Source organism: Lactiplantibacillus songbeiensis (genome assembly GCF_005405125.1).
Classification (GTDB): Bacteria; Bacillota; Bacilli; order Lactobacillales; family Lactobacillaceae; genus Lactiplantibacillus; species Lactiplantibacillus songbeiensis.
The window spans coordinates 119,418-137,473 of sequence record NZ_BJDL01000007.1 but is presented as its reverse complement, the minus strand read 5'-3'; the positions used below and the strand labels follow the sequence as shown (position 1 = coordinate 137,473).

At 45.0% G+C, this 18,056-nt stretch carries 16 protein-coding genes; 4 read left to right on the top strand and 12 right to left on the bottom strand.

Annotated features, from left to right (window positions below; translation table 11 throughout):
- Window positions 1–19: 19 nt before the first annotated feature.
- Window positions 20–2,641 carry a DNA translocase FtsK gene (locus FFM77_RS02735; RefSeq protein WP_137634208.1) on the bottom strand — a complete coding sequence of 874 codons (2,622 nt, stop codon included), beginning with the start codon at window positions 2,639–2,641 and terminating at the stop codon, window positions 20–22.
- Window positions 2,642–2,674: 33 nt separating this feature from the next.
- Window positions 2,675–3,316 (bottom strand): YtpR family tRNA-binding protein, encoded by a 642-nt coding sequence (ytpR, locus tag FFM77_RS02730; protein WP_137634207.1) that lies wholly within the window; start codon window positions 3,314–3,316, stop codon window positions 2,675–2,677.
- A 163-nt stretch (window positions 3,317–3,479) separates the two neighbouring features.
- Between ytpR and FFM77_RS02725 the strand changes: the two genes are divergently transcribed.
- On the top strand, window positions 3,480–3,803 hold the full coding sequence (locus tag FFM77_RS02725) for a PepSY domain-containing protein (protein WP_137629016.1): 324 nt from the start codon (window positions 3,480–3,482) through the stop codon (window positions 3,801–3,803).
- A gap of 245 nt (window positions 3,804–4,048) precedes the next feature.
- Here the strand turns inward: FFM77_RS02725 and FFM77_RS13955 are convergent, their stop codons facing one another.
- The 7 genes from FFM77_RS13955 to FFM77_RS02695 all read right to left on the bottom strand — a co-directional run bounded on the left by FFM77_RS13955 (window position 4,049) and on the right by FFM77_RS02695 (window position 10,201).
- Complete coding sequence (locus FFM77_RS13955) at window positions 4,049–4,192, bottom strand: hypothetical protein (RefSeq protein WP_171001539.1); 144 nt, start codon at window positions 4,190–4,192, stop codon at window positions 4,049–4,051.
- Between the two features lie 87 nt (window positions 4,193–4,279).
- Window positions 4,280–5,023, bottom strand: a complete 744-nt coding sequence (locus FFM77_RS02720) for a LytR/AlgR family response regulator transcription factor (protein WP_137634206.1) — start codon at window positions 5,021–5,023, stop codon at window positions 4,280–4,282.
- Complete coding sequence (locus FFM77_RS02715; RefSeq protein ID WP_137634205.1) at window positions 5,020–6,276, bottom strand: GHKL domain-containing protein; 1,257 nt, start codon at window positions 6,274–6,276, stop codon at window positions 5,020–5,022. The genes FFM77_RS02720 and FFM77_RS02715 overlap by 4 nt, the downstream gene beginning before the upstream one ends.
- Before the next feature lie 340 nt (window positions 6,277–6,616).
- Window positions 6,617–7,261 carry a tRNA (guanosine(46)-N7)-methyltransferase TrmB gene (gene trmB, locus FFM77_RS02710; protein WP_137634204.1) on the bottom strand — a complete coding sequence of 215 codons (645 nt, stop codon included), beginning with the start codon at window positions 7,259–7,261 and terminating at the stop codon, window positions 6,617–6,619.
- Window positions 7,262–7,355: 94 nt separating this feature from the next.
- Window positions 7,356–8,141 carry a phosphotransferase family protein gene (locus tag FFM77_RS02705; RefSeq protein WP_137634203.1) on the bottom strand — a complete coding sequence of 262 codons (786 nt, stop codon included), beginning with the start codon at window positions 8,139–8,141 and terminating at the stop codon, window positions 7,356–7,358.
- A gap of 124 nt (window positions 8,142–8,265) precedes the next feature.
- Complete coding sequence (locus tag FFM77_RS02700; protein ID WP_137634202.1) at window positions 8,266–9,471, bottom strand: ABC transporter permease; 1,206 nt, start codon at window positions 9,469–9,471, stop codon at window positions 8,266–8,268.
- Window positions 9,464–10,201: an ABC transporter ATP-binding protein gene (locus FFM77_RS02695; protein ID WP_137634201.1), complete on the bottom strand. Its 738-nt coding sequence runs from the start codon at window positions 10,199–10,201 to the stop codon at window positions 9,464–9,466. The genes FFM77_RS02700 and FFM77_RS02695 overlap by 8 nt, the downstream gene beginning before the upstream one ends.
- Before the next feature lie 706 nt (window positions 10,202–10,907).
- On the opposite strand from FFM77_RS02695, the gene FFM77_RS02690 reads away from it, so the two are divergent.
- The 3 genes from FFM77_RS02690 (at window position 10,908) to FFM77_RS02680 (ending at window position 12,838) form a co-directional block, all read left to right on the top strand.
- The gene (locus FFM77_RS02690; RefSeq protein ID WP_137634200.1) at window positions 10,908–11,360 is read left to right on the top strand and encodes an HIT family protein; all 453 of its coding nucleotides are present in this window, start codon (window positions 10,908–10,910) and stop codon (window positions 11,358–11,360) included.
- Window positions 11,361–11,378: 18 nt separating this feature from the next.
- Window positions 11,379–11,705, top strand: coding sequence for a hypothetical protein (locus tag FFM77_RS02685; RefSeq protein WP_223876763.1), 327 nt, complete (start codon window positions 11,379–11,381; stop codon window positions 11,703–11,705).
- Between the two features lie 233 nt (window positions 11,706–11,938).
- Complete coding sequence (locus FFM77_RS02680; protein ID WP_137634198.1) at window positions 11,939–12,838, top strand: peptidylprolyl isomerase PrsA; 900 nt, start codon at window positions 11,939–11,941, stop codon at window positions 12,836–12,838.
- 396 nt (window positions 12,839–13,234) lie between these two features.
- Here FFM77_RS02680 and FFM77_RS02675 read toward each other — a convergent pair whose 3' ends face one another.
- The 3 genes from FFM77_RS02675 to FFM77_RS02665 are packed head-to-tail and all read right to left on the bottom strand — an operon-like array spanning window position 13,235 to window position 17,945.
- Complete coding sequence (locus FFM77_RS02675; protein ID WP_137634197.1) at window positions 13,235–14,218, bottom strand: 3'-5' exoribonuclease YhaM family protein; 984 nt, start codon at window positions 14,216–14,218, stop codon at window positions 13,235–13,237.
- A 15-nt stretch (window positions 14,219–14,233) separates the two neighbouring features.
- Window positions 14,234–16,735: an ATP-binding protein gene (locus tag FFM77_RS02670; protein WP_137634196.1), complete on the bottom strand. Its 2,502-nt coding sequence runs from the start codon at window positions 16,733–16,735 to the stop codon at window positions 14,234–14,236.
- Window positions 16,725–17,945 (bottom strand): metallophosphoesterase family protein, encoded by a 1,221-nt coding sequence (locus FFM77_RS02665; protein WP_137634195.1) that lies wholly within the window; start codon window positions 17,943–17,945, stop codon window positions 16,725–16,727. Before FFM77_RS02665 ends, FFM77_RS02670 begins: the two co-directional genes overlap by 11 nt.
- Window positions 17,946–18,056: the final 111 nt, after the last annotated feature.

Below are 18,056 nucleotides of genomic sequence, written 5' to 3'. Positions count from 1 at the left end.
GTGAATCCTTGATTTTTTGTTATGAGTTAGCTTGTAATTTAGTTAAATCGTCCGCCGTGAAATACACATCACGCGGTTTTGATCCTTTAGCTGGTGACACATAGTTGCGACTTTCGAGGTCATCAATAATATTAGCCGCGCGATTGTAGCCGACTGAGAACGTCCGTTGCAGCTTAGAGGTAGAAATGGTCTCTTCATCAGCCAAGTAAGCCAAGATCTCTGGCATGAGTTCGTCTTGATTCTTAGCAGCTTCCTCATGCTTCATTAAGTTATCTGGCTGGAACTCATAATGTGGCGCGGCTTGATCACGCACAAATTGCGCAATGTCATCAATCTCACTATCCACATAAGTCCCTTGAATCCGAATCGGCGTACTTTGACCATTGCCGAGATACAACATATCCCCGCGGCCCAGCAACCGTTCCGCCCCACTCGCGTCTAAGATAGTCCGCGAATCAATCTGACTCGCCACCATAAAGGCAATTCGTGTTGGAATATTATTCTTAATCAGCCCAGTCACCACATCGACACTTGGCCGCTGAGTGGCAACTAGCAAGTGAATCCCGGCAGCCCGCGCCTTTTGGGTAATGCGGGCAATGTAATCTTGCACCTCACTAGAGGCCACCATCATTAAGTCGGCCAATTCGTCAATCACAATCACGATATATGGCATTTTTAAGCCATCCTCATGATGCTCAACGGCCAATTGGTTGAACTGTTCAATGTTACGCGCCCCACCCGCAGCGAGCTTTTCGTAGCGATGATCCATCTCATCAACAACCCACTTCAACGCAGCCGAAGCGGCCTTGGGTTCAGAGATTACCGGTGCCAACAGATGTGGGACTTTATCGTATGGCGCTAGTTCAACCGCCTTCGGATCAATCAATAATAGCTTAACTTCTTGGGGATTCGCTTTATAGAGAATCGACACCAAGATACTGTTAATAAAGACTGACTTCCCGGAACCAGTAGCCCCAGCAATCAAGCCATGCGGCATCTTCCGCAGATCAGTCACTTGCGGTTGCCCAAACAAATCGACCCCTAACGCAACGGTCAGTGGCGACTTACTTTCCTTAAATTTCGTTGAATTTAAGACTTCAGATAACATGACCGGGCGTGATTTCTTATTGGGAATTTCAATGCCGACTGTATTGCGACCAGGAATCGGTGCTTCAATCCGAATGTCTTTGGCCGCTAACGCCAGCTTCAGATCATCATTTAGATTGGTAATTTTGCTGACTTTAACCCCGCGGGCCAATTTTACTTGGAACTGAGTGACCGTTGGGCCAACCGTCCAATCAACAACATTAGCATCAACTCCAAAGGCGTCTAATGACTCATCGAGCGCACTGGCCTTACTTTCAATCCAATCATCCATTTCGCTTTCATCTGGAATCACGGGATCTTTTAGTAAGGCTAACGGTGGAAAATGATACGCTGCTAATTCTTTATCGGCTAGAACTGGTGCGGCAGAATCACCTGAGTGAACCGCTGACACTGGTTCACTGGCCGCACTCGTTACTGGCGCTGGTTCAGTTGAGCGTGGCGCCGCCGACTGGACACGCGGTGCCGTTGACTGAGGTGCCGAACGATGCACCCCGACTGGTTGATACAAATCGGCGTCATCATCATTTTCAGCGCTGTCAGCCATTGGCGCGTCTTTGAATAAGGCCAAATCAGCTTGTGCCTGATCTTCTTCATTCATAATTGCATCTAATGACAAACCCAGTCCATGAGTTGGCTTAGCGGCCGCGCTTGGTGCTTCACTAGATGCAGCCGCACTAATCGGTGCCACACTAGCTACCGGTTCAGCTTGGCTAGCATCGTTATCATTAGCTACCGTAATTGGCGCTGTCGGTTCAAACACCACCGTTGGCTCGGTACTAACGGGCGCTGGTGCAGCGGACTCAATCGGTTGCGTAGGTTCAAACACCACGGTTGGTTCAGCAGTATCAGCGGATAATGGTGCCATCGCTGCAACGCTAGCCGCTAAGCTTGGATCAGTTGGCTCAAATACCACGGTCGGCAGCGTACTGGTTGCTACTGATTGTTCAGCTGCAACCACACTGGCTGCCAAGCTAGGTTCAGTCGGCTCAAATACCACGGTTGGTAAAGCTGGCGTCCTGGTCGGTTGAAAGACTTCCGTTGCTGCCTGACTGACCGCCGCAACGGCTTGACTAGGAACCGCCGTCTCAACATCAGCTTGACTGGTCACGTCAGCGGTAATCCCCGCTGACATCGGTTGCGCTGCTTGTAGCTCAACTACTGGGAAAGTTTCATCACCCGCCGTTGCAAACAATAAATAACTGTCGCGTGACTTGTGCAATAATGTTTCAATCGCCAAATAATCCGTCATATCCGTTGGTGCCAATGGTCGACGGACCTGCTTGGCACTCGCTAATTGTGCCGGAACTTTGGACGGATGAAACACCCCATGCGTGCCGCCACTAAACGGTGCCGCACTCGTTGCCGGAACAACCTTTTTAGGGCGGACTGGTGGTGTGGGCGCAGCAGCAGCTTTTGGCGCTGATCGCGTTGGTTGGGCCGCAGCAGGAGTTGATTGACTGGCCGCCGCGGAACGATTCTTTTTTTGAGGTCGTGCATATTTCCGGAAAAAAGCCGGGCCATCATAATGGTTCATTTTCAATCATCCTAATTTCAGTGTTAACGCGACTTAAGCAGTAAATAAAGTTTGCGCCCGATCAAAGTCAAATGGTTCGCCAACTGCTTGATAGTCAGCTGGTAAGATCATGGCACCAGGGTGTTGCGGTGCATGTGGTAACTGTAATTCACGACCAGAAACGATCATGCCGTCACTTTCAACACCGCGTAATTCGCCGGGCCAAATAATCAAGCCATCGGGCATCATTGCCCCGACCTTGGCGACAACGACTAAAATGTCGGCTTGCATGTTTGGCGAGCCACTGACAATTTGTAAATCAGTATCTGTCCCAACATTAGTCTTAGTAATTTGTAAATGATCTGACTTGGGATGGGCTTCCGCTGAATCCACATGACCGACGACAAATTTAGGCGTCAAATCAACCACTAAATCAGCATCAAAATCATTGGCCGTTAACAAGTCGTTTAACTTGGCCACTTGGTCAGCCGTCAATTTGATCTGACCATTAACGTCTAAGGTGCCCAATGTTTTAGAAACGTCGAAAAAGTTGTAACCTAACGTTTCACCGGTAGCAACGTCACTAATTCGGGTGACGTTGGCATGGGTTTCAATTTTTTGTTCAGCCGTATCTGGGCGTAAGATAGCGATTAACGTATCGCCTAGTTGCGTTGGATTATAACTTGTAATTAACATTGGTATCCCCTTTATTTCTTAGCTTATGCGTTCATTTTATTATTATAACTTATTTCAATAGAATCATACTGATTAATTATGACTTTTCTTGGTATTCGCGTCAATCATTGGTATACTATTTTTGAACAAAAAACATCCGAGTTGGTCGAAAGGAGTACGCAACATGCATAAACAAATTCAATACGGCGGTTTATTGGCAGTTGGAATGGCCGGAGTCGCAGGCGGCTTTTCAATCGGCGGCCTCCTCAAACGGTTGCGCCGACCAACCCCCAATCAAATCTTAAATCAAGTCAAACGCGCCTTCTTAAAAGAAGCGCCCATTGAAGGCTCATGGATTGAAATGAAAAAAGCTCCGCTTCAAAAATTCGCACTACGGACTGATGTCTACTATGGCGGGATCACCCGTTATGAAGACGGTCAATTGGTGCAATATGAGTTCCTTGCGGATGCCAATACCGGCAGTATCTTAGATATTTACCGACTCTAATCAAATAGACACGTTGCTTAAAATGAAAAAATCATTTTAAACAGCGTGTCTATTTTTAATAGTGTACTGAAAACAGTATCATCACAACTTTTTATTAATATCTGTTAATAGTTTAAAAAGCTTCCAAATTAAATAACCAAAGAATCCAACAACCACTAAATTGATCACAATAAATGTAATATCCATCATGTTAGCACTCATTTGATCGTCCCCTTATACGAAAATGATTAGTCTACTTTTTAGGCTTACTTGCGTTGTAACTCCGCTAAAATCTGTTGCAATGTGTTGATGATTTTTCCTAACATGCTAAATAATTTCCACAATAACCAGCCGACACCTCCGAAGATGGCGATATAGACTAGCAGTACGACTATTGACATCCACACCATTGATCAACCCCTCCTCAACATTGCTAATTACATTTAGTATAGCGAAACTAGCTTGATTTGGTTAAAACGGTCATAATCAGCCTAAAATTAGTCATTAACTCGCATTTTCAGATAATGTGCTAAGCCCCGGCCCCCCATCAAGGAACAAGGTATTTGTTCCTCATTAGTCAACGTCACCAACTGAGTATGCCGATTAATAGCTCGAACTTGTTGGCAATTGACTACAATCGACTTATGACACCGATAAAAGTTGTCGTGCATTTCCACAGCCTGCTTCACTGTACTGTAAATTTCAAAATGAGCATTTGCCAAATGAACGATTAATTTATGTGGTGCCGGTGCCGTCTCGAAATATAAAATGTCTGCGACCCGCACTGAACGCAATTGATCTGCTGTTTTAAATGTCAAAAATTGCTGTTGTTGGGGTCTAGACTTTTGCCAACGGTTGCGTGCCAAATTGATTGCTTGGATAACTTGTGCTTTTAAAGATTCCGGATCGTCTTTTAAAATAAACGCCAGCGGTTCCAATTGATGTTGCAACGTTTCTAATGCGAGTTCAGCGTGAGTTGTCACAAAGATCAGTTTACAATCCACTGCCACAGATCGAATCCGTTGGGCTAACTCAATACCACTCATCTCATCGCCTAAATCAATATCTAAAAAGTATAGCCGTTGCTGATCATTATTAAGTCGTGTCAATAATGGTCCAGGGGTAGTCTCAGCTTGAACAACTTGCATGTCCAAATTTTCAATCATGATATAATTCTCAATTAGCTGCGTCAAACTCACCAATTGTTTGGCATCATCTTCACATATATAAACTTCAATCATGACTGACCATCCAATCTAATCGTTAGTTGCTGACTAAAACACTGCTCAGTAATCGTTGTCGCCAGCTCAACTTGCGGGTAAATTGCGAGCATACTTTTTAAGTTTGTCAGCCCTAATCCTCGATCCGAACCTTTAGTTGAAAAGCCAGACCGTTCTAGCTGCCATAACGCGGGAACCTTAGCTGCCAAAGAATTCTTGACCAGAATTGTTTGTGCTGTTGGAACCGCTATCATGACAACATGTACCCAACCTTCAGATTGGTTCACGGTAGCTTCAACAGCATTATCTAAAATAATTCCAAGCATGACGGCCAAATCAACTGACGGTACAGCCGTTAACTGTGCCACTTGCTGCGATTCAAATCGCACAGCAACACCGCTTTGCTGGGCACTATTTAATTTATTAAACAGAATACTTTTAATGGCCTTGTCCGGGACTTTTGCCAAATCCTCTAATTCATACTTAGACGCTTTTAATTGCGCAGTCTTAGCAACTAGGTTTGTTTGATAATAATGTTTTAGTCCCGCTAGATCATCAGTTGCCAAATATTCAGACAACGATAACATCACATTTTGATAATCATGTCGAAATCGACGTAACTCATCATAGTGCTGTTCCATGGCACGTGTATAACGCTGATTACTAGTCAAAGTTTGTTGCTGTAACGCTATCAAGGCCTGCTTTTTAAGCAACCGTTGATGTTCCCGCTGCCCAACCAGTAAAATTACACACAAAATTAGGACTAGTCCTAAACCAACCAACGTCATTGTCGGTGTCGGCTGATTGCCACTAATAAACTTTAAATAGGCAATAATCAATAAAAATGCCAGACTGACTAAACCAGCCATCATAGTATTAATTTGTCCCGTTGGTAAAATGGACTGGCGGGTGGACCAATGCAATAATCCTCCGATAACTAAGCTAAACAAGAAAAATATCAACGGAATTGCATCAGCAATAGCAATCAACGGCGCTATTAATTGGGTCAATTGCGTCACAATGGTTACTATCAAGAGACTCTCGATGCTAACTACGACCGCGGCTCGCCAATCATGTGCCCGGGTATAGATTGAATAACCTAATAATAACAACACTAGTATCATCATCCAATCGCCAATGACTGGTGTTCCCCATTGGGTAATGATCCATATCAACACACCTAAGCCATAATCCACTCCTTTTAATTGATATTGTGGTAACCGAATCCGAGTGATCCAAAATTCAAAACAAACACCAAACAAAGTAAATAACATGGTCGTCCCCCCGATATTACATTAAGCATACCGGAAAAGAGCTTAAAATTGGAAACTTTATCGTAAAAAAGAACAATTTGGGAATCAAAATATAAAATGTCGTAATCCCCAATTGAACCAACAATTTATCGCGATGAGCAATTTGCGCATGACGCGTCAAAACTTCAAAAGTCCAATTACCTAGCTTTGAAAACAGATAGTTATTTTCCATAACATTATTCTAACGAAGATTACCGTCTTTGTGGTCAATTTTCGTAAACGTATTGTTTTTCAGCATAATCTAATTAAAAAGCATCTTAAAATTAGGCCCAACCTAATTTAAGATGCTTAACAAGAGTCACTATTCAGCTTTAAATGTCGCAATAATCTTATAAATCGGCCCAAATTGACTAAACTTCTGTTCATATTCCGTCTCAACATTATCTTCTGGTGTGGCGACTGCATGTAAGTCTAACCAGACTTGCTCAAACGTCATGCCAAAGTTATTCATGCTCGTTAATGAGAATTCAAACAAACCGCGGTTATCCGTCTTAAATTCAATCTGACCATTGGGCTTCAGGACTTCCTGATAACCGGCTAAAAACGACTTATACGTTAAGCGGCGTTTGGCATGCCGGGTCTTCGGCCAAGGATCGGAAAAGTTTAAATACAAACGATCAACTTCATTAGGTTCAAAGAACGCCGTCACCGCTTGACCATCCGCATGGGCCAGCTGCAGGTTCGGTAAAGGTTCTTCGACTAACTTCCGTAAAATGATCGCAATCACGGAAGTTTGAATCTCAATCGCAATATAATTAATCTCTGGGTGCCGTTTGGCCATCTCGATGATGAATTGGCCCTTACCACTCCCGACTTCAATCTGTAGCGGCTGAGGGGTCTTAAAACGACTCTGCCACTTTCCTCGAAAATCAGTAGGGGTCTCGGTAATCAATTCCGGATGAGCATTAATTAATTTTGGTGCCCAGGGTTTATTTCTAACACGCATAAGTAAAGGGTACTCCTCTTCATTTTTTAAAGTTAACCTGATTCAATCTTACAAAAACAGCCTCGAATTCCAACCGGAACTCAAGGCTATCGGTTTAGAGCTGATATTGACTCAACTCTTCTAAGAAAATAATTTCGTCATTCATATTGTGGTACTGATTACGATAATAGTTATCTTTAATATTTAGTAATAAGTTAATCTTGGCATACCAGACGACCCGCCGCTGCATATCAGGCGTCATCGTCTCACCATATTCGCTAAACCAGCCTTGCCAATCTGGTAACGGCACGTACTCGCAGAGTAACATGCTAATATCTGAAGCCGGATCAGCAAACCGCGCTGAATCCCAGTCCACCAAGTATAGTTGGTGTTGGTCAGATAGTAACCAGTTCTTATGGTTCAAATCGCCATGACAAACGCGGTAATCGGCAGTTGGCAACGTGGGTAACGTGCCTTGCAAGTCTGTTAAGACCCTCGCCATCAATGGATGCTGCCGTAAATCATCTGGTAAGTCACTCAAATATTGCTGAATAAACTCGTATGGTCGGACAGTTTGGCCGCCGACCTTAGTTAACATGCGATGAAGCAACTTGGAATTGTGCACCCGTGCCAATAAATGCGCCACTTCAGGCGTGCGCATTTGTTGCTTCGTTAAAGTTTGACCATTCAGCCACTCTTGAGCAGTTAACGTATCACCGCTCGATATTCGTTTTGTCCAGATTAACCGCGGGGTAATTTCTTCCATTGAGAGCGCCGCTAGAAACGGCGATGCGTTCCGTTTTAAAAACAATCGCTGTTGATTTTTTTTGCCCATGAAAGCTTTATCGGTATTGCCATAAATCGGATAGACATGCCAGCCGTCATCAAGTTCGAAATCCATCAGCCCCACTCCTCTCAAAATATTAATCATTTTATTGGCTTAATTATTATTGACCTAACAAACACATTCTAAAGACCAAACTGCGTCCCGTCAAGTCCTTTTTATCCGTTGTGCCACAAGCGTTTCAGGCTAATCTCATTTTGGCATACCATGCAACTAAGAGATAGATTTCAATAGCATTAATAACCAGCAAAATCCCGACTTGCGCTAACGGGGCGTTACTTAACCAAACGGCAATTAAAAAGATAATTCCGGTCGTACTTAAAATCACTGTCAACAAGCGCTGGAAGTTTTTAAACTTCAATGGCGCGGCCAACGGATAAATGTGCGTAAAAACTATATTATCGTATCGCTTATAAAACGGCAACAATTGGAAGCCAATCAGATAGATAAAAATCACATCTAGACCAATCGCCAACCAGCCATGACCGATAAAGTATAGCAAGATGGCACCAATCACGGTCAACCGCGTCACTAAACCACTGAACTCCGTGCCTCGCAACATGCCACGGGTAAATAAATATCCGAAAGCATGGGTTTGATCGCGTGGTAACCACCGCAATAACCAATCCAAATATTTACGTCGCTTAACGCTACCTTGCACCATTGGCACATCGGTAAATAAGTTAAAGAAGCGATAAATACCCAACATCCGGTTCGCTTCACCTTTGATATCCGCCTGCCAAGCTACGACAGTGTGGGGCCAAACTTGATTGTGCCACCAACGTTGACCACCGGCTAAGATTAAGGCTAATACGACGCCCAACCACGGTGATACTAATAAGCTAAGCGCCAAGATGACCAGTGCTAAACCGGCGTTCGCCACGCCTAACCAGCGGGCTGGCGCTTGCGGCAACCGATAAAGCCGGGTTACCCGGACAGTCAGTTCGCTATCTTTTAAGGCCAGCTGGGTAACTAATAACGCCAACAAGCTCACCCCTGACAACTGATCGACTAACATTAAGATGGGCACCGTTAAGCCAACAATAATTACTTGCACGGCTTGCGCCAACCACCAGCTATAATGCCAAGCATGCACTAGATACGCGTGCAAGTCATGCTCCCGTGGCAACAAAAAGACCGTATCCGCTGGTTCCAGTAACGTCGCAATCCGACCAACCGCTAACCCGAGCCACAAAATCAATCCCACCGCTAAGACAATCCAAGTATCCCGCGGACTCACTGTTTTCAACCAATTAGAATAGGCTAAGCCCAAGCCACCGACAAAAAACATCAGGGCAATCACGAAATGATCGTTAAAGACTAAGCGCAAATAATGCAACATTTGCCGCAAATGGCGTTGCCGCCGTTGTCGATATAACTCATTCATCACGGGTCACCCCAGTCAAAGTGAGGTAAATATCGTTCAAGGAGTCCCCCGCATCCGGATAATGAGCTTTAATCTCGTCAAACGTCCCTTGGGTCTGAATCTCACCGGCATGTAATAAGACAAAGCGATCACAGAACTTTTCCGCTGTATCCAACACATGAGTCGACATCAAGACGGACGCCCCTTGCTTTTTGACCGTTTCAATCAAGTGCAATAAATCATGTACCGCTAAGGGGTCCAAACCTAGAAATGGTTCATCAATAATGAATAACTTAGCGTTGGTTAAAAAGGCACAAACGATCATGACTTTTTGTTTCATCCCTTTAGAGAAGTTCGCCGGGAACCAATCTAGCTTGTTATCCAAGCGGAAAATTTTTAGTAAGTCATGGGCTCGTTTCCACGCTGCAGTCTGATCCAAGCCATATGCTAACATCGTCATCTCTAAATGTTCTTTTAAGGTTAATTCTTCATATAGAATCGGGGTCTCTGGAATATAAGCCAACTGTTGCTTATATTGTTGCGGGTCACTAGCTAACGTCACCCCGTTCAACTTAATAGACCCTTTCATCGGCGTCAATAATCCAATAATATGGTTAATCGTCGTTGACTTACCGGCACCGTTTAGACCGATCAACCCAACTAATTCACCTGGTTGTACGTCAAAACTAATATCCTTTAAAACGGGAATTTGGGAATAACCCCCAACTAAATGGCTAACTGCCAATGCCATAGTGCTAACCTCTTTCTGTTTCTAAATAAATGGTTCCTTGTCACTCTGGTTGGTCCAATATTTTAGCAACCAACCGGTAGACAACAAAAATAACTAATCTTCAACCTATTAACTGACGCTTGGGTACTAGTTGGAATTGCCGCCTGCCGGTTGGATCCTAAAACGCTGGAACGCCATGGGCCATTTTGAAGCCAAAAATCGGTCTTCAAAACTAGTCCGAGAAAAACACTCGCACTAAGGCCAACGACACGGCTGAGCATTTTAGAATCCAACCTCTCGGCTAAACAACTGAGCTTAAAATAATCAATCGTTAATTTTTTAATTCCCGTTAGTTAACGACGGGCGGCCCAGAATTGGCTCAGTGGTGTCGTTTATCTTAGTCGTGCTTTTGCGACTTAGATAAAGCCCGGCTTTCGAGACCGCACTGTGGCTCGAAAACGTGGCCACCACGTTCCAGCCGATTCTGGGCCAACCAGAGTGGCAAGTTAATCCAACTAGTACTAAGCGTATTAACTTATTTTTTAACTATAAATCGATCACACGATTAAAATTAATTATAGCATAGCGCATTATCGGGCGTGACTTCTGGGCATGCAAAAACGTTCAACTAACTAAAGTAGCTTGCGACCATCATCTGATAAAGCGCCCTCATTTCCAATTTGAGTAGTGTATAATAGAACTAAATTTTAGAAAAGAAGGTTATCACATGACAGCTTTTGAACCTAAACTCGACGATGATTGTATTTTTTGCAAGATTATCAAAGGTGATATTCCGAGCTACACCGTTTACGAAGACGATATGGTTAAAGCCTTTTTAGATATTTCGCAAGGCACTCCTGGCCATACCTTAGTCATTCCTAAGACTCATGTGCCAGACATTTTCGCCTATGACACCGACTTAGCCAGTGCCGTTTTTGCACGCATCCCTAAGATTGCGCGCGCAGTTAAGGCCGCTGATGACAAGATTATCGGGATGAACATCGTGAATAACAACGGCTCGGTAGCTTATCAATCCGTGTTCCATTCACATTTCCATTTAATTCCACGTTACAGCGACAAAGATGATTTCCGGATGATTTTTAAAGACAACTCTAAGAATTACGACGAAACCGACTACACTAAGTTGCAAAATGCCATCAAAACCCATTTAACGGATTAGGAGGTCCCGATGAAATTCATGCGTAAAACGCTGATTGGCTTAGGTTTGAGTGCCGCAGCATATATGATTATCAATCGTAAGACCCCACAAGCCATGTACCATGATGCCAAAAGTTATGTACAAGACGTGTTAGATGCGGCCGACGACTTACAAACGGCGCGCGAAGACTTTAGTGATGCACAGAGTAACTTGAGCGTCCAATTCAGTAACGCTGCCAAAGTCATCGATGAGATTCAAACCGAAGTTGATAAGTTTCAGTTTAAAATTGAACCGCACGTTAAGATTATGCAAGCACGCGCTGAACATTTACAAAAAACGTTAGATGATCTTGCACCTAAAGATTAAGCACCTTATCGTCGGGCTAATTGCGGCTCGATGATTTTTTTGTTAGTTAATAAACGAACACGTTTCGTTTATTAAGGCATTAGTTTGGCGCTAGACTTTGTGAAGACCGTGTGAATTATCTGAAAATTTTGTAAAGATTCCAGTCACGATGCAGAACCCTGCTAACTTATGTTATAGTTATCTGGTAAGTCTGCTAGAGCAGAACTATTTTAGGAATAGGATGTGTTACAAGAATGAAAAAATGGCTTATTGCACTTGCCGGTATTTTATTAACGTTTACGCTTGCCGGTTGCGGTAGCAAGACAGTTGCATCGACTAACGGTGGTAAGATCACCGAAAGTCAGTATTACAGTAGTATGAAGGGCACTTCATCTGGGAAACAAGTTTTACAACAGATGATTTTGAACAAAGTGCTTGAAAAGGACTACGGTTCAAAAGTCTCAAAGAAAGCCGTTACGAAGCAATATAACACCTACAAGCAACAATACGGGACTTCATTCTCAACTGTATTGTCACAAAATGGGTTGACTACGGGAACATTCAAGGAACAAATCCGTTCGAACTTATTACTAAAAGAAGCGGTCAAAGACAAGGCTAAGATTACCAACGCTGATTTGAAGAAGCAATGGAAATCATACGAACCTAAAGTTACCGTTCAACATATCTTAGTTGCGAAGTCATCAACTTCAGATACAGTATTGAAAGCTTTGAAGAAGGATTCTAGCGAATCAAACTTCTCCAAGTTAGCCAAGAAATACTCAACTGATACGACTTCTAAGAGCAACGGTGGTAAGTTAGCTGCTTTCGACAACACGAACACGAGCTATTCATCTAAATTCTTGAAGGCCGCTTTCGCATTGAAGAATGGCGCTTACACCACGACCGCTGTGAAGACCTCTAACGGTTACGAAATCATCCGGATGGTCAAGAACCCTGGTAAAGGGAACATGTCTGATCACACCGCTGATTTGAAGAAACAAATTTGGGACAACGATATGAGCGACTCAACCGTCTTGCATAACGTGGTTGCCAAAGTCTTAAAGGCTGGGAATGTTAAGATTAAGGATAATGATTTGAAGAACATCTTATCTTCATACATGACTACTTCATCTTCATCATCTAGCTCAAAATAAATTAAGTTATTCAAAAGGACGACCAGCAATTTGGTCGTCCTTTTTTGTTGGATTTTAGAATGCCGCTCTGGTTGGTCCAAAATCGGCTGGAACGTGGTGGCCACGTTTGGAAGCCAGAGAGCGGTCTTCCAAGCCGGGCTTTATCTAAGTCGAAAAATCACCGACCAAGATAAACGACACCACTGAGCCAATTCTGGCCCGCCCGATGTTAACTAACGGACATTGAAAAAATAACGATTGCTTATTTTCAGTTCAGTCATTAAGCCGAGCCGTTTGGGTTTCTAAAATACTCACCGTGTCGTTGGCCTTAGTGCGAGTAATCTGCTCGGACTTAGGCCAAGGCCAGCGTTTTAGGAACCAACCGGCAGGCGGCAACTAGCACCAAACGTATATCCCCTACTGATTATCAGTTGGCTTCACATCAGCCTTAGTCCCATCATGTTCTGGTCGATAGAAGTTACGGCCATCCATCGCAAAGATTCGTTCGGTATAAGTTCCTGGTTCTGCATGGCCAATTGCTGTCTGCATCATTTGGATCGACGCGTCCAACTCGTCTAAGTCATGCAAGATCTCAGCTTCCATGATATGTGGTCGCACTGGTGAGCCATATTCTAATAAGCCGTGATGGGCTAAAATCATGTGCCGCAACACTAAGACCGCTTCAGATTGGTCATCAATCTTTAATTGTTGGCAAGCTTTTACGATTTGTTCATCGATCAAGACAATATGCCCGACTAAATTACCGGCTAACGTATACGTTGTGGAAACGGGACCCGACATTTCAATCGTCTTCCCCATATCATGCAAAATAGCCCCTGCATATAATAACGCGCGATTAACGTGTGGATATTCGTCAGCGACCGCTTTCGCTAAGCGTAAAATGGATAACGTGTGAAACGCTAACCCACCAGCAAAAGCATGGTGATTCTTTTTCGCAGCTGGATAACTGAAGAAATCATCATGAAATTGCGTGAGTAAATGCCGCACGATTCGGTTCCAATTCGGTTCTGTAATCTCAAAAACAAACGTATTGAGTGCTTCTTCCATAGCCCCCGTGTTCATCGGGGCATGTTCAACAAATTGTTGCACATCTTGAGGTTCCCCTTGATGAGTCAACCGCATTTGCAAAATTTTAATCTGCGGATTACCTTGGTAATTCTCACGTTTACCCTTTAAATGAATGACCCGACCAGCTTGAAAATGGTCTACGTCTTGGTCACTCGCATCCCAGAACTTCCCTGAAATCTCACCAGATGTATCTTGAAAGTTAATTGCTAAAAATTTCTTACCGTTTTTAGCAATGCGAACTTCAGAATCCTTTAATAGAAAGTACCCGTCAACGGGTTCATCGACTTGATAGTCAAATAATTTTTTTGCCATGTTGTTACCCCCAAATTAGGTTAAGTGGTTAACCGCGGTCGCTGGCATCTCGGTCAGTGCAGCGGGTTCATTCGTAAAGTATAAAATTTGATGCTGTGCAGCGACGGTCGCCAGCAATTGCCAGGCCCGTTGACGACGATGTGCATCGAAATTAACGAAGCCATCATCGATCATTAACGGAAGTTGCGCTTGCGTCCCGAGTTGGGTAATTAAAGTCAGCCGCAACGCTAGATACAATTGCTCTTTAGTGGCAGTTGATAATTCGGCGACACTAAATTGTGGTCCGTTAACCGCTTGCACGACCAGCGCATCGCCGTTTAACTTAATCTCATTATACCGCGACCCGGTCAGTTGTGCGAAAGTCGTTCCAGCCGCCGTTAAAATGGCCGGTAACTGCTGATTCGTCAACTGTTGTAAGGCCGTATCAATCCAAGCCGCCCCTAATTGGCGCGTCACCCATTGCCGCGCCATGACCGTTAGCTTAGTCTGCGCATCGGCCTGTTGTTGACGCAGATCAGCATAACGACCATCTGCCACTAATGCCTGTAGCTGCGTTTGGGCGGTTGCTAATTGTTGGGCTTGTTCGGTAAGTTGCTGTTGAGCCGTTTGAATGGTCGATCGATTCGTTTGAATCGCTGCCTGTAATGCCGCTAATGTTGGATAAGCCCGTAATGCCGTTTGTTCCGTTGGGGTTAACCGCGCCGTCAATTGATCAACACTCGTTTGCGTTGCCACTTGCTGACTCTGAGCCGCTAATGCCTCGGCCAAGGCATCAGCATCCGCCAAGCCATTTTGCGTGGCAAGTGCTTGGAGCTGGTCCGATGTCGTTTGCAGCTGCGTCGTCAATTGTTTAACTTGGCGCTGGACATAGGCAAAGTCCGTCGATGCTAAGCTTTGATGTTGCATGGCTTGATGAACCTGGTCATAAAAGCCTGTCACTTTTTGAACACTGACAACCAACTGTTGTTCATCTAACACTAGCCAGTCACTCGCAAAATGATAAGCCTGTAATGCTTGCCAGACAGTCGCCGCTTGTGCAGCCGTCTGTTGTGATAACGTCGTCACTTGTGCTTGACTGCGTTGTAAGGCCGCTAACTGATCCAGCTTAGTTAAAATCGCCGCTGAATCCAAGTCCGGTGACCAGCCTACCGCAGTTAGTAACGGCGCTAAAGTCCGGTCAGCTGTGGTTGGTGCGGCTGGAGCGAGTTGTTCCCAACCAAACCAGCCTAACAACCCTAATCCCATTAGTATTAGGACCCATTTAACCCCGCCTAGTGGCAAAATTACCCCAGCAACTAAACCAATCCCCCCCGCCACCAAACGCCAATCGGCCTTGAACGCTGGTGTCGACTGTGACTGCCGCGCTTGCCGTGACCCAGTCGTCGCCGTGGTTAATACCGCCGCTTTTAAACTAGCCACCGCTGATTGTTTCGCGGGTGATAACGCCGCCATTAGCTCCGGCTGATCAGTTTGTTGCTGCTGATAAGTCCGTTGTGCTGCCGTTGTCTGACTCGTTAAAGCTTGATACTGGCCCAACGCCTGCTGTAGCTCTGGCAACTTGGGTTCTAAAGCATCAAACTGCGCTTGGTGCGCAACGTAGAAACCGACTAACGATGTGGAATTAGCATCAACTGGTTGTTGCGTCAGTTGTTCACGCGCACTAGCCAACGTATGCCGTAACTCGGTTTGTGTCGTGGTTAATTGCGCATATTGTTGACTAACCGCTGCCGGTAACTCATTTGTAGCGGTCGCCAATTGCGCTTGCAGCTGCTGCAATTGTTGATAGACTGGCCATTGATTCCGTAGATTGGCTAACTTTTGTTGCGCGTCGTTTGCTTGATTCAGTTGCTGTCGCAATTGCGTTTGTTGTGTTCGTAACTGTTGAACGGTCGCCTGCAGCTGTTCATACGTGGCATAATGGTCGCGCGCCGTTTGAAGCGTTTGTTTTAAGCTTTGATATTGCTGTAAGGCCTGATTTAAAGCCGGTTTACGGCCACGCGGTTTATATAGCTCATCAGCACTAGCCCGTAAATCAGCCGCCGTGGCCCGCCATTGACTGCTGTCGAGGGTACCGATTTGTTGCAATTGGGTATTCAAGTCAGTAGCACTCAGCGTTTTCAAGGCAGTCAATTCCGCCTGATTAAAGGTAAATAATTGCTTGTAGCGATCCTCATCATATGGTGATAACCAACGTTCCAGTAGCGCTAGCGGCTGGAGATCACCCGTGGCCACATTAATTAAGGATGCTGGCTGGTCGCCCAGTCGCGTTAAACGATAGGTCTGCCCGCCAACTAATAAATCCAATGAACCACCGTATTGACTGGTCGCCTTAGGTTCATAGCGGTCGATCAAATGACGCCGGGTTGGAAAACCGAATAGCATGCCTAGGATAAACGCACGCAACGTTGACTTACCGCTTTCATTGTCTCCGTAAATCACTTGTAGCCCGGACGACAACTCAAAGACTTGTTGATTAAACTTCCCAAAGCCAGCGATCTCAATACGTTTAATCTCCATCGGCCGACCCACCTTCCGTTGTTAAATGGTATTGCTCTTGTAATAATCCCAGCACGCGTTGTTGCCATTGTGCTGGGGTTAAATCCTCCAATAAAGCTTGATTCAAAAAAGGTTCCGCTAACAAATGATCAGCTAGCGCCGCAATCTGCTCAGTAGTGACTACCTGTTGACCCGCTTGTTGCCACACTGCTTGGTCGAGGCCACCGAGTGCTGGTTGCGACTTATCAGCGGCCAGTTGCAAATCAACCGGCCAACAGGCGGTGGTGGTCAATTGACCTTGTAATTGGGTCAGTAGTGCCCCTTGAGTCAAGGCTAACATAGCAGTAGCGCTTAATTCGACTGTCGCCGGTAAGGTAATGAGTACTAATTCAGTTCCATTTTCAGAAGTCGTTGGAAACTGATCAACAAGTTGTTTCAATAACGTTGGCCGATCCAACGTTCCCTGTAATTCCGGCGTCCAGGTCGTCCAGGTAATCGGCGCTAATGCGTGGAAAACAGGCCGTAACGTCTGGTCAGCTTGGCTTTCAACAATCAAGCAGCCTTTTTGACCCGTTTCATCGCGATATCGACCTTGCAGGTTCCCAGGATAAACAACGGGTGGCATGGCATTCAACGTTTGCCGTTGATGGATATGGCCAAGTGCCCAGTAATCATAATGTTTCGCCAATAACTCGCCCACACTAAACGGCGCATAGTGGTCGCCCGCAGTCCCTAATTGTCCGTGCAACATACCAATATGATAGTCGACCGTTGGCAGTTTGGCAGGATAGTCGGCGATTTTCGGCGTTGTCACCCAGCGTTGGTCATAGCTAAACCCACTAATGGCCACTTGTGTCTGATCCGCCGTCGTTAACGTCACGGTTTTAACAGATGGTCCAAATGCATGCACATTCGCTGGAAAATGCCACTGACTACCTGCTGGTTGATAATCATGATTACCAAACGACAAAACGACCGGAATCTGCGCGGTATTCAACCGTTCAAGCGCCGCCATCAGACCAGCTTGAGCAGCGACACTCTGCGCTTGTTGATCAAATAAGTCGCCCACTAACAAAACAAAATCAACTTGCTCAGCGATTGCTAAATCCACTAACCGCGTCAACGCAGCTAACGGGGCTGCAATCAACTGTGACCGCAATGCTGCCGGTACTCCTGTCAAGCCTTGAAACGGCGTATCTAAATGTAAATCAGCCGCATGCAAAAATTTCATGCTGGTTGTCACTCCTTGTCTTGAAATTTAATTAGTTGTACTTATTGCTCCGGTTGGCCTGGATTGGCTCGTAAGCCGGGCTTTGACTAACCCGAGCAAAATCACTCGGCT

Excerpts from the sequence above, each read along its gene's own strand:
- FFM77_RS02715 (WP_137634205.1), bottom strand. The coding sequence starts at position 6,276 with ATGTTATTTACTTTGTTTGGTGTTTGTTTTGAATTTTGGATCACTCGG.
- FFM77_RS13955 (WP_171001539.1), bottom strand. The coding sequence starts at position 4,192 with ATGGTGTGGATGTCAATAGTCGTACTGCTAGTCTATATCGCCATCTTC.
- trmB (WP_137634204.1), bottom strand. The coding sequence starts at position 7,261 with ATGCGTGTTAGAAATAAACCCTGGGCACCAAAATTAATTAATGCTCAT.
- FFM77_RS02705 (WP_137634203.1), bottom strand. The coding sequence starts at position 8,141 with ATGGATTTCGAACTTGATGACGGCTGGCATGTCTATCCGATTTATGGC.
- FFM77_RS02720 (WP_137634206.1), bottom strand. The coding sequence starts at position 5,023 with ATGATTGAAGTTTATATATGTGAAGATGATGCCAAACAATTGGTGAGT.
- FFM77_RS02675 (WP_137634197.1), bottom strand. The coding sequence starts at position 14,218 with ATGGCAAAAAAATTATTTGACTATCAAGTCGATGAACCCGTTGACGGG.
- FFM77_RS02695 (WP_137634201.1), bottom strand. The coding sequence starts at position 10,201 with ATGGCATTGGCAGTTAGCCATTTAGTTGGGGGTTATTCCCAAATTCCC.
- FFM77_RS02700 (WP_137634202.1), bottom strand. The coding sequence starts at position 9,471 with ATGAATGAGTTATATCGACAACGGCGGCAACGCCATTTGCGGCAAATG.
- FFM77_RS02735 (WP_137634208.1), bottom strand. The coding sequence starts at position 2,641 with ATGAACCATTATGATGGCCCGGCTTTTTTCCGGAAATATGCACGACCT.
- FFM77_RS02670 (WP_137634196.1), bottom strand. The coding sequence starts at position 16,735 with ATGGAGATTAAACGTATTGAGATCGCTGGCTTTGGGAAGTTTAATCAA.
- FFM77_RS02690 (WP_137634200.1), top strand. The coding sequence starts at position 10,908 with ATGACAGCTTTTGAACCTAAACTCGACGATGATTGTATTTTTTGCAAG.
- FFM77_RS02680 (WP_137634198.1), top strand. The coding sequence starts at position 11,939 with ATGAAAAAATGGCTTATTGCACTTGCCGGTATTTTATTAACGTTTACG.
- FFM77_RS02725 (WP_137629016.1), top strand. The coding sequence starts at position 3,480 with ATGCATAAACAAATTCAATACGGCGGTTTATTGGCAGTTGGAATGGCC.
- FFM77_RS02665 (WP_137634195.1), bottom strand. The coding sequence starts at position 17,945 with ATGAAATTTTTGCATGCGGCTGATTTACATTTAGATACGCCGTTTCAA.
- ytpR (WP_137634207.1), bottom strand. The coding sequence starts at position 3,316 with ATGTTAATTACAAGTTATAATCCAACGCAACTAGGCGATACGTTAATC.
- FFM77_RS02685 (WP_223876763.1), top strand. The coding sequence starts at position 11,379 with ATGCGTAAAACGCTGATTGGCTTAGGTTTGAGTGCCGCAGCATATATG.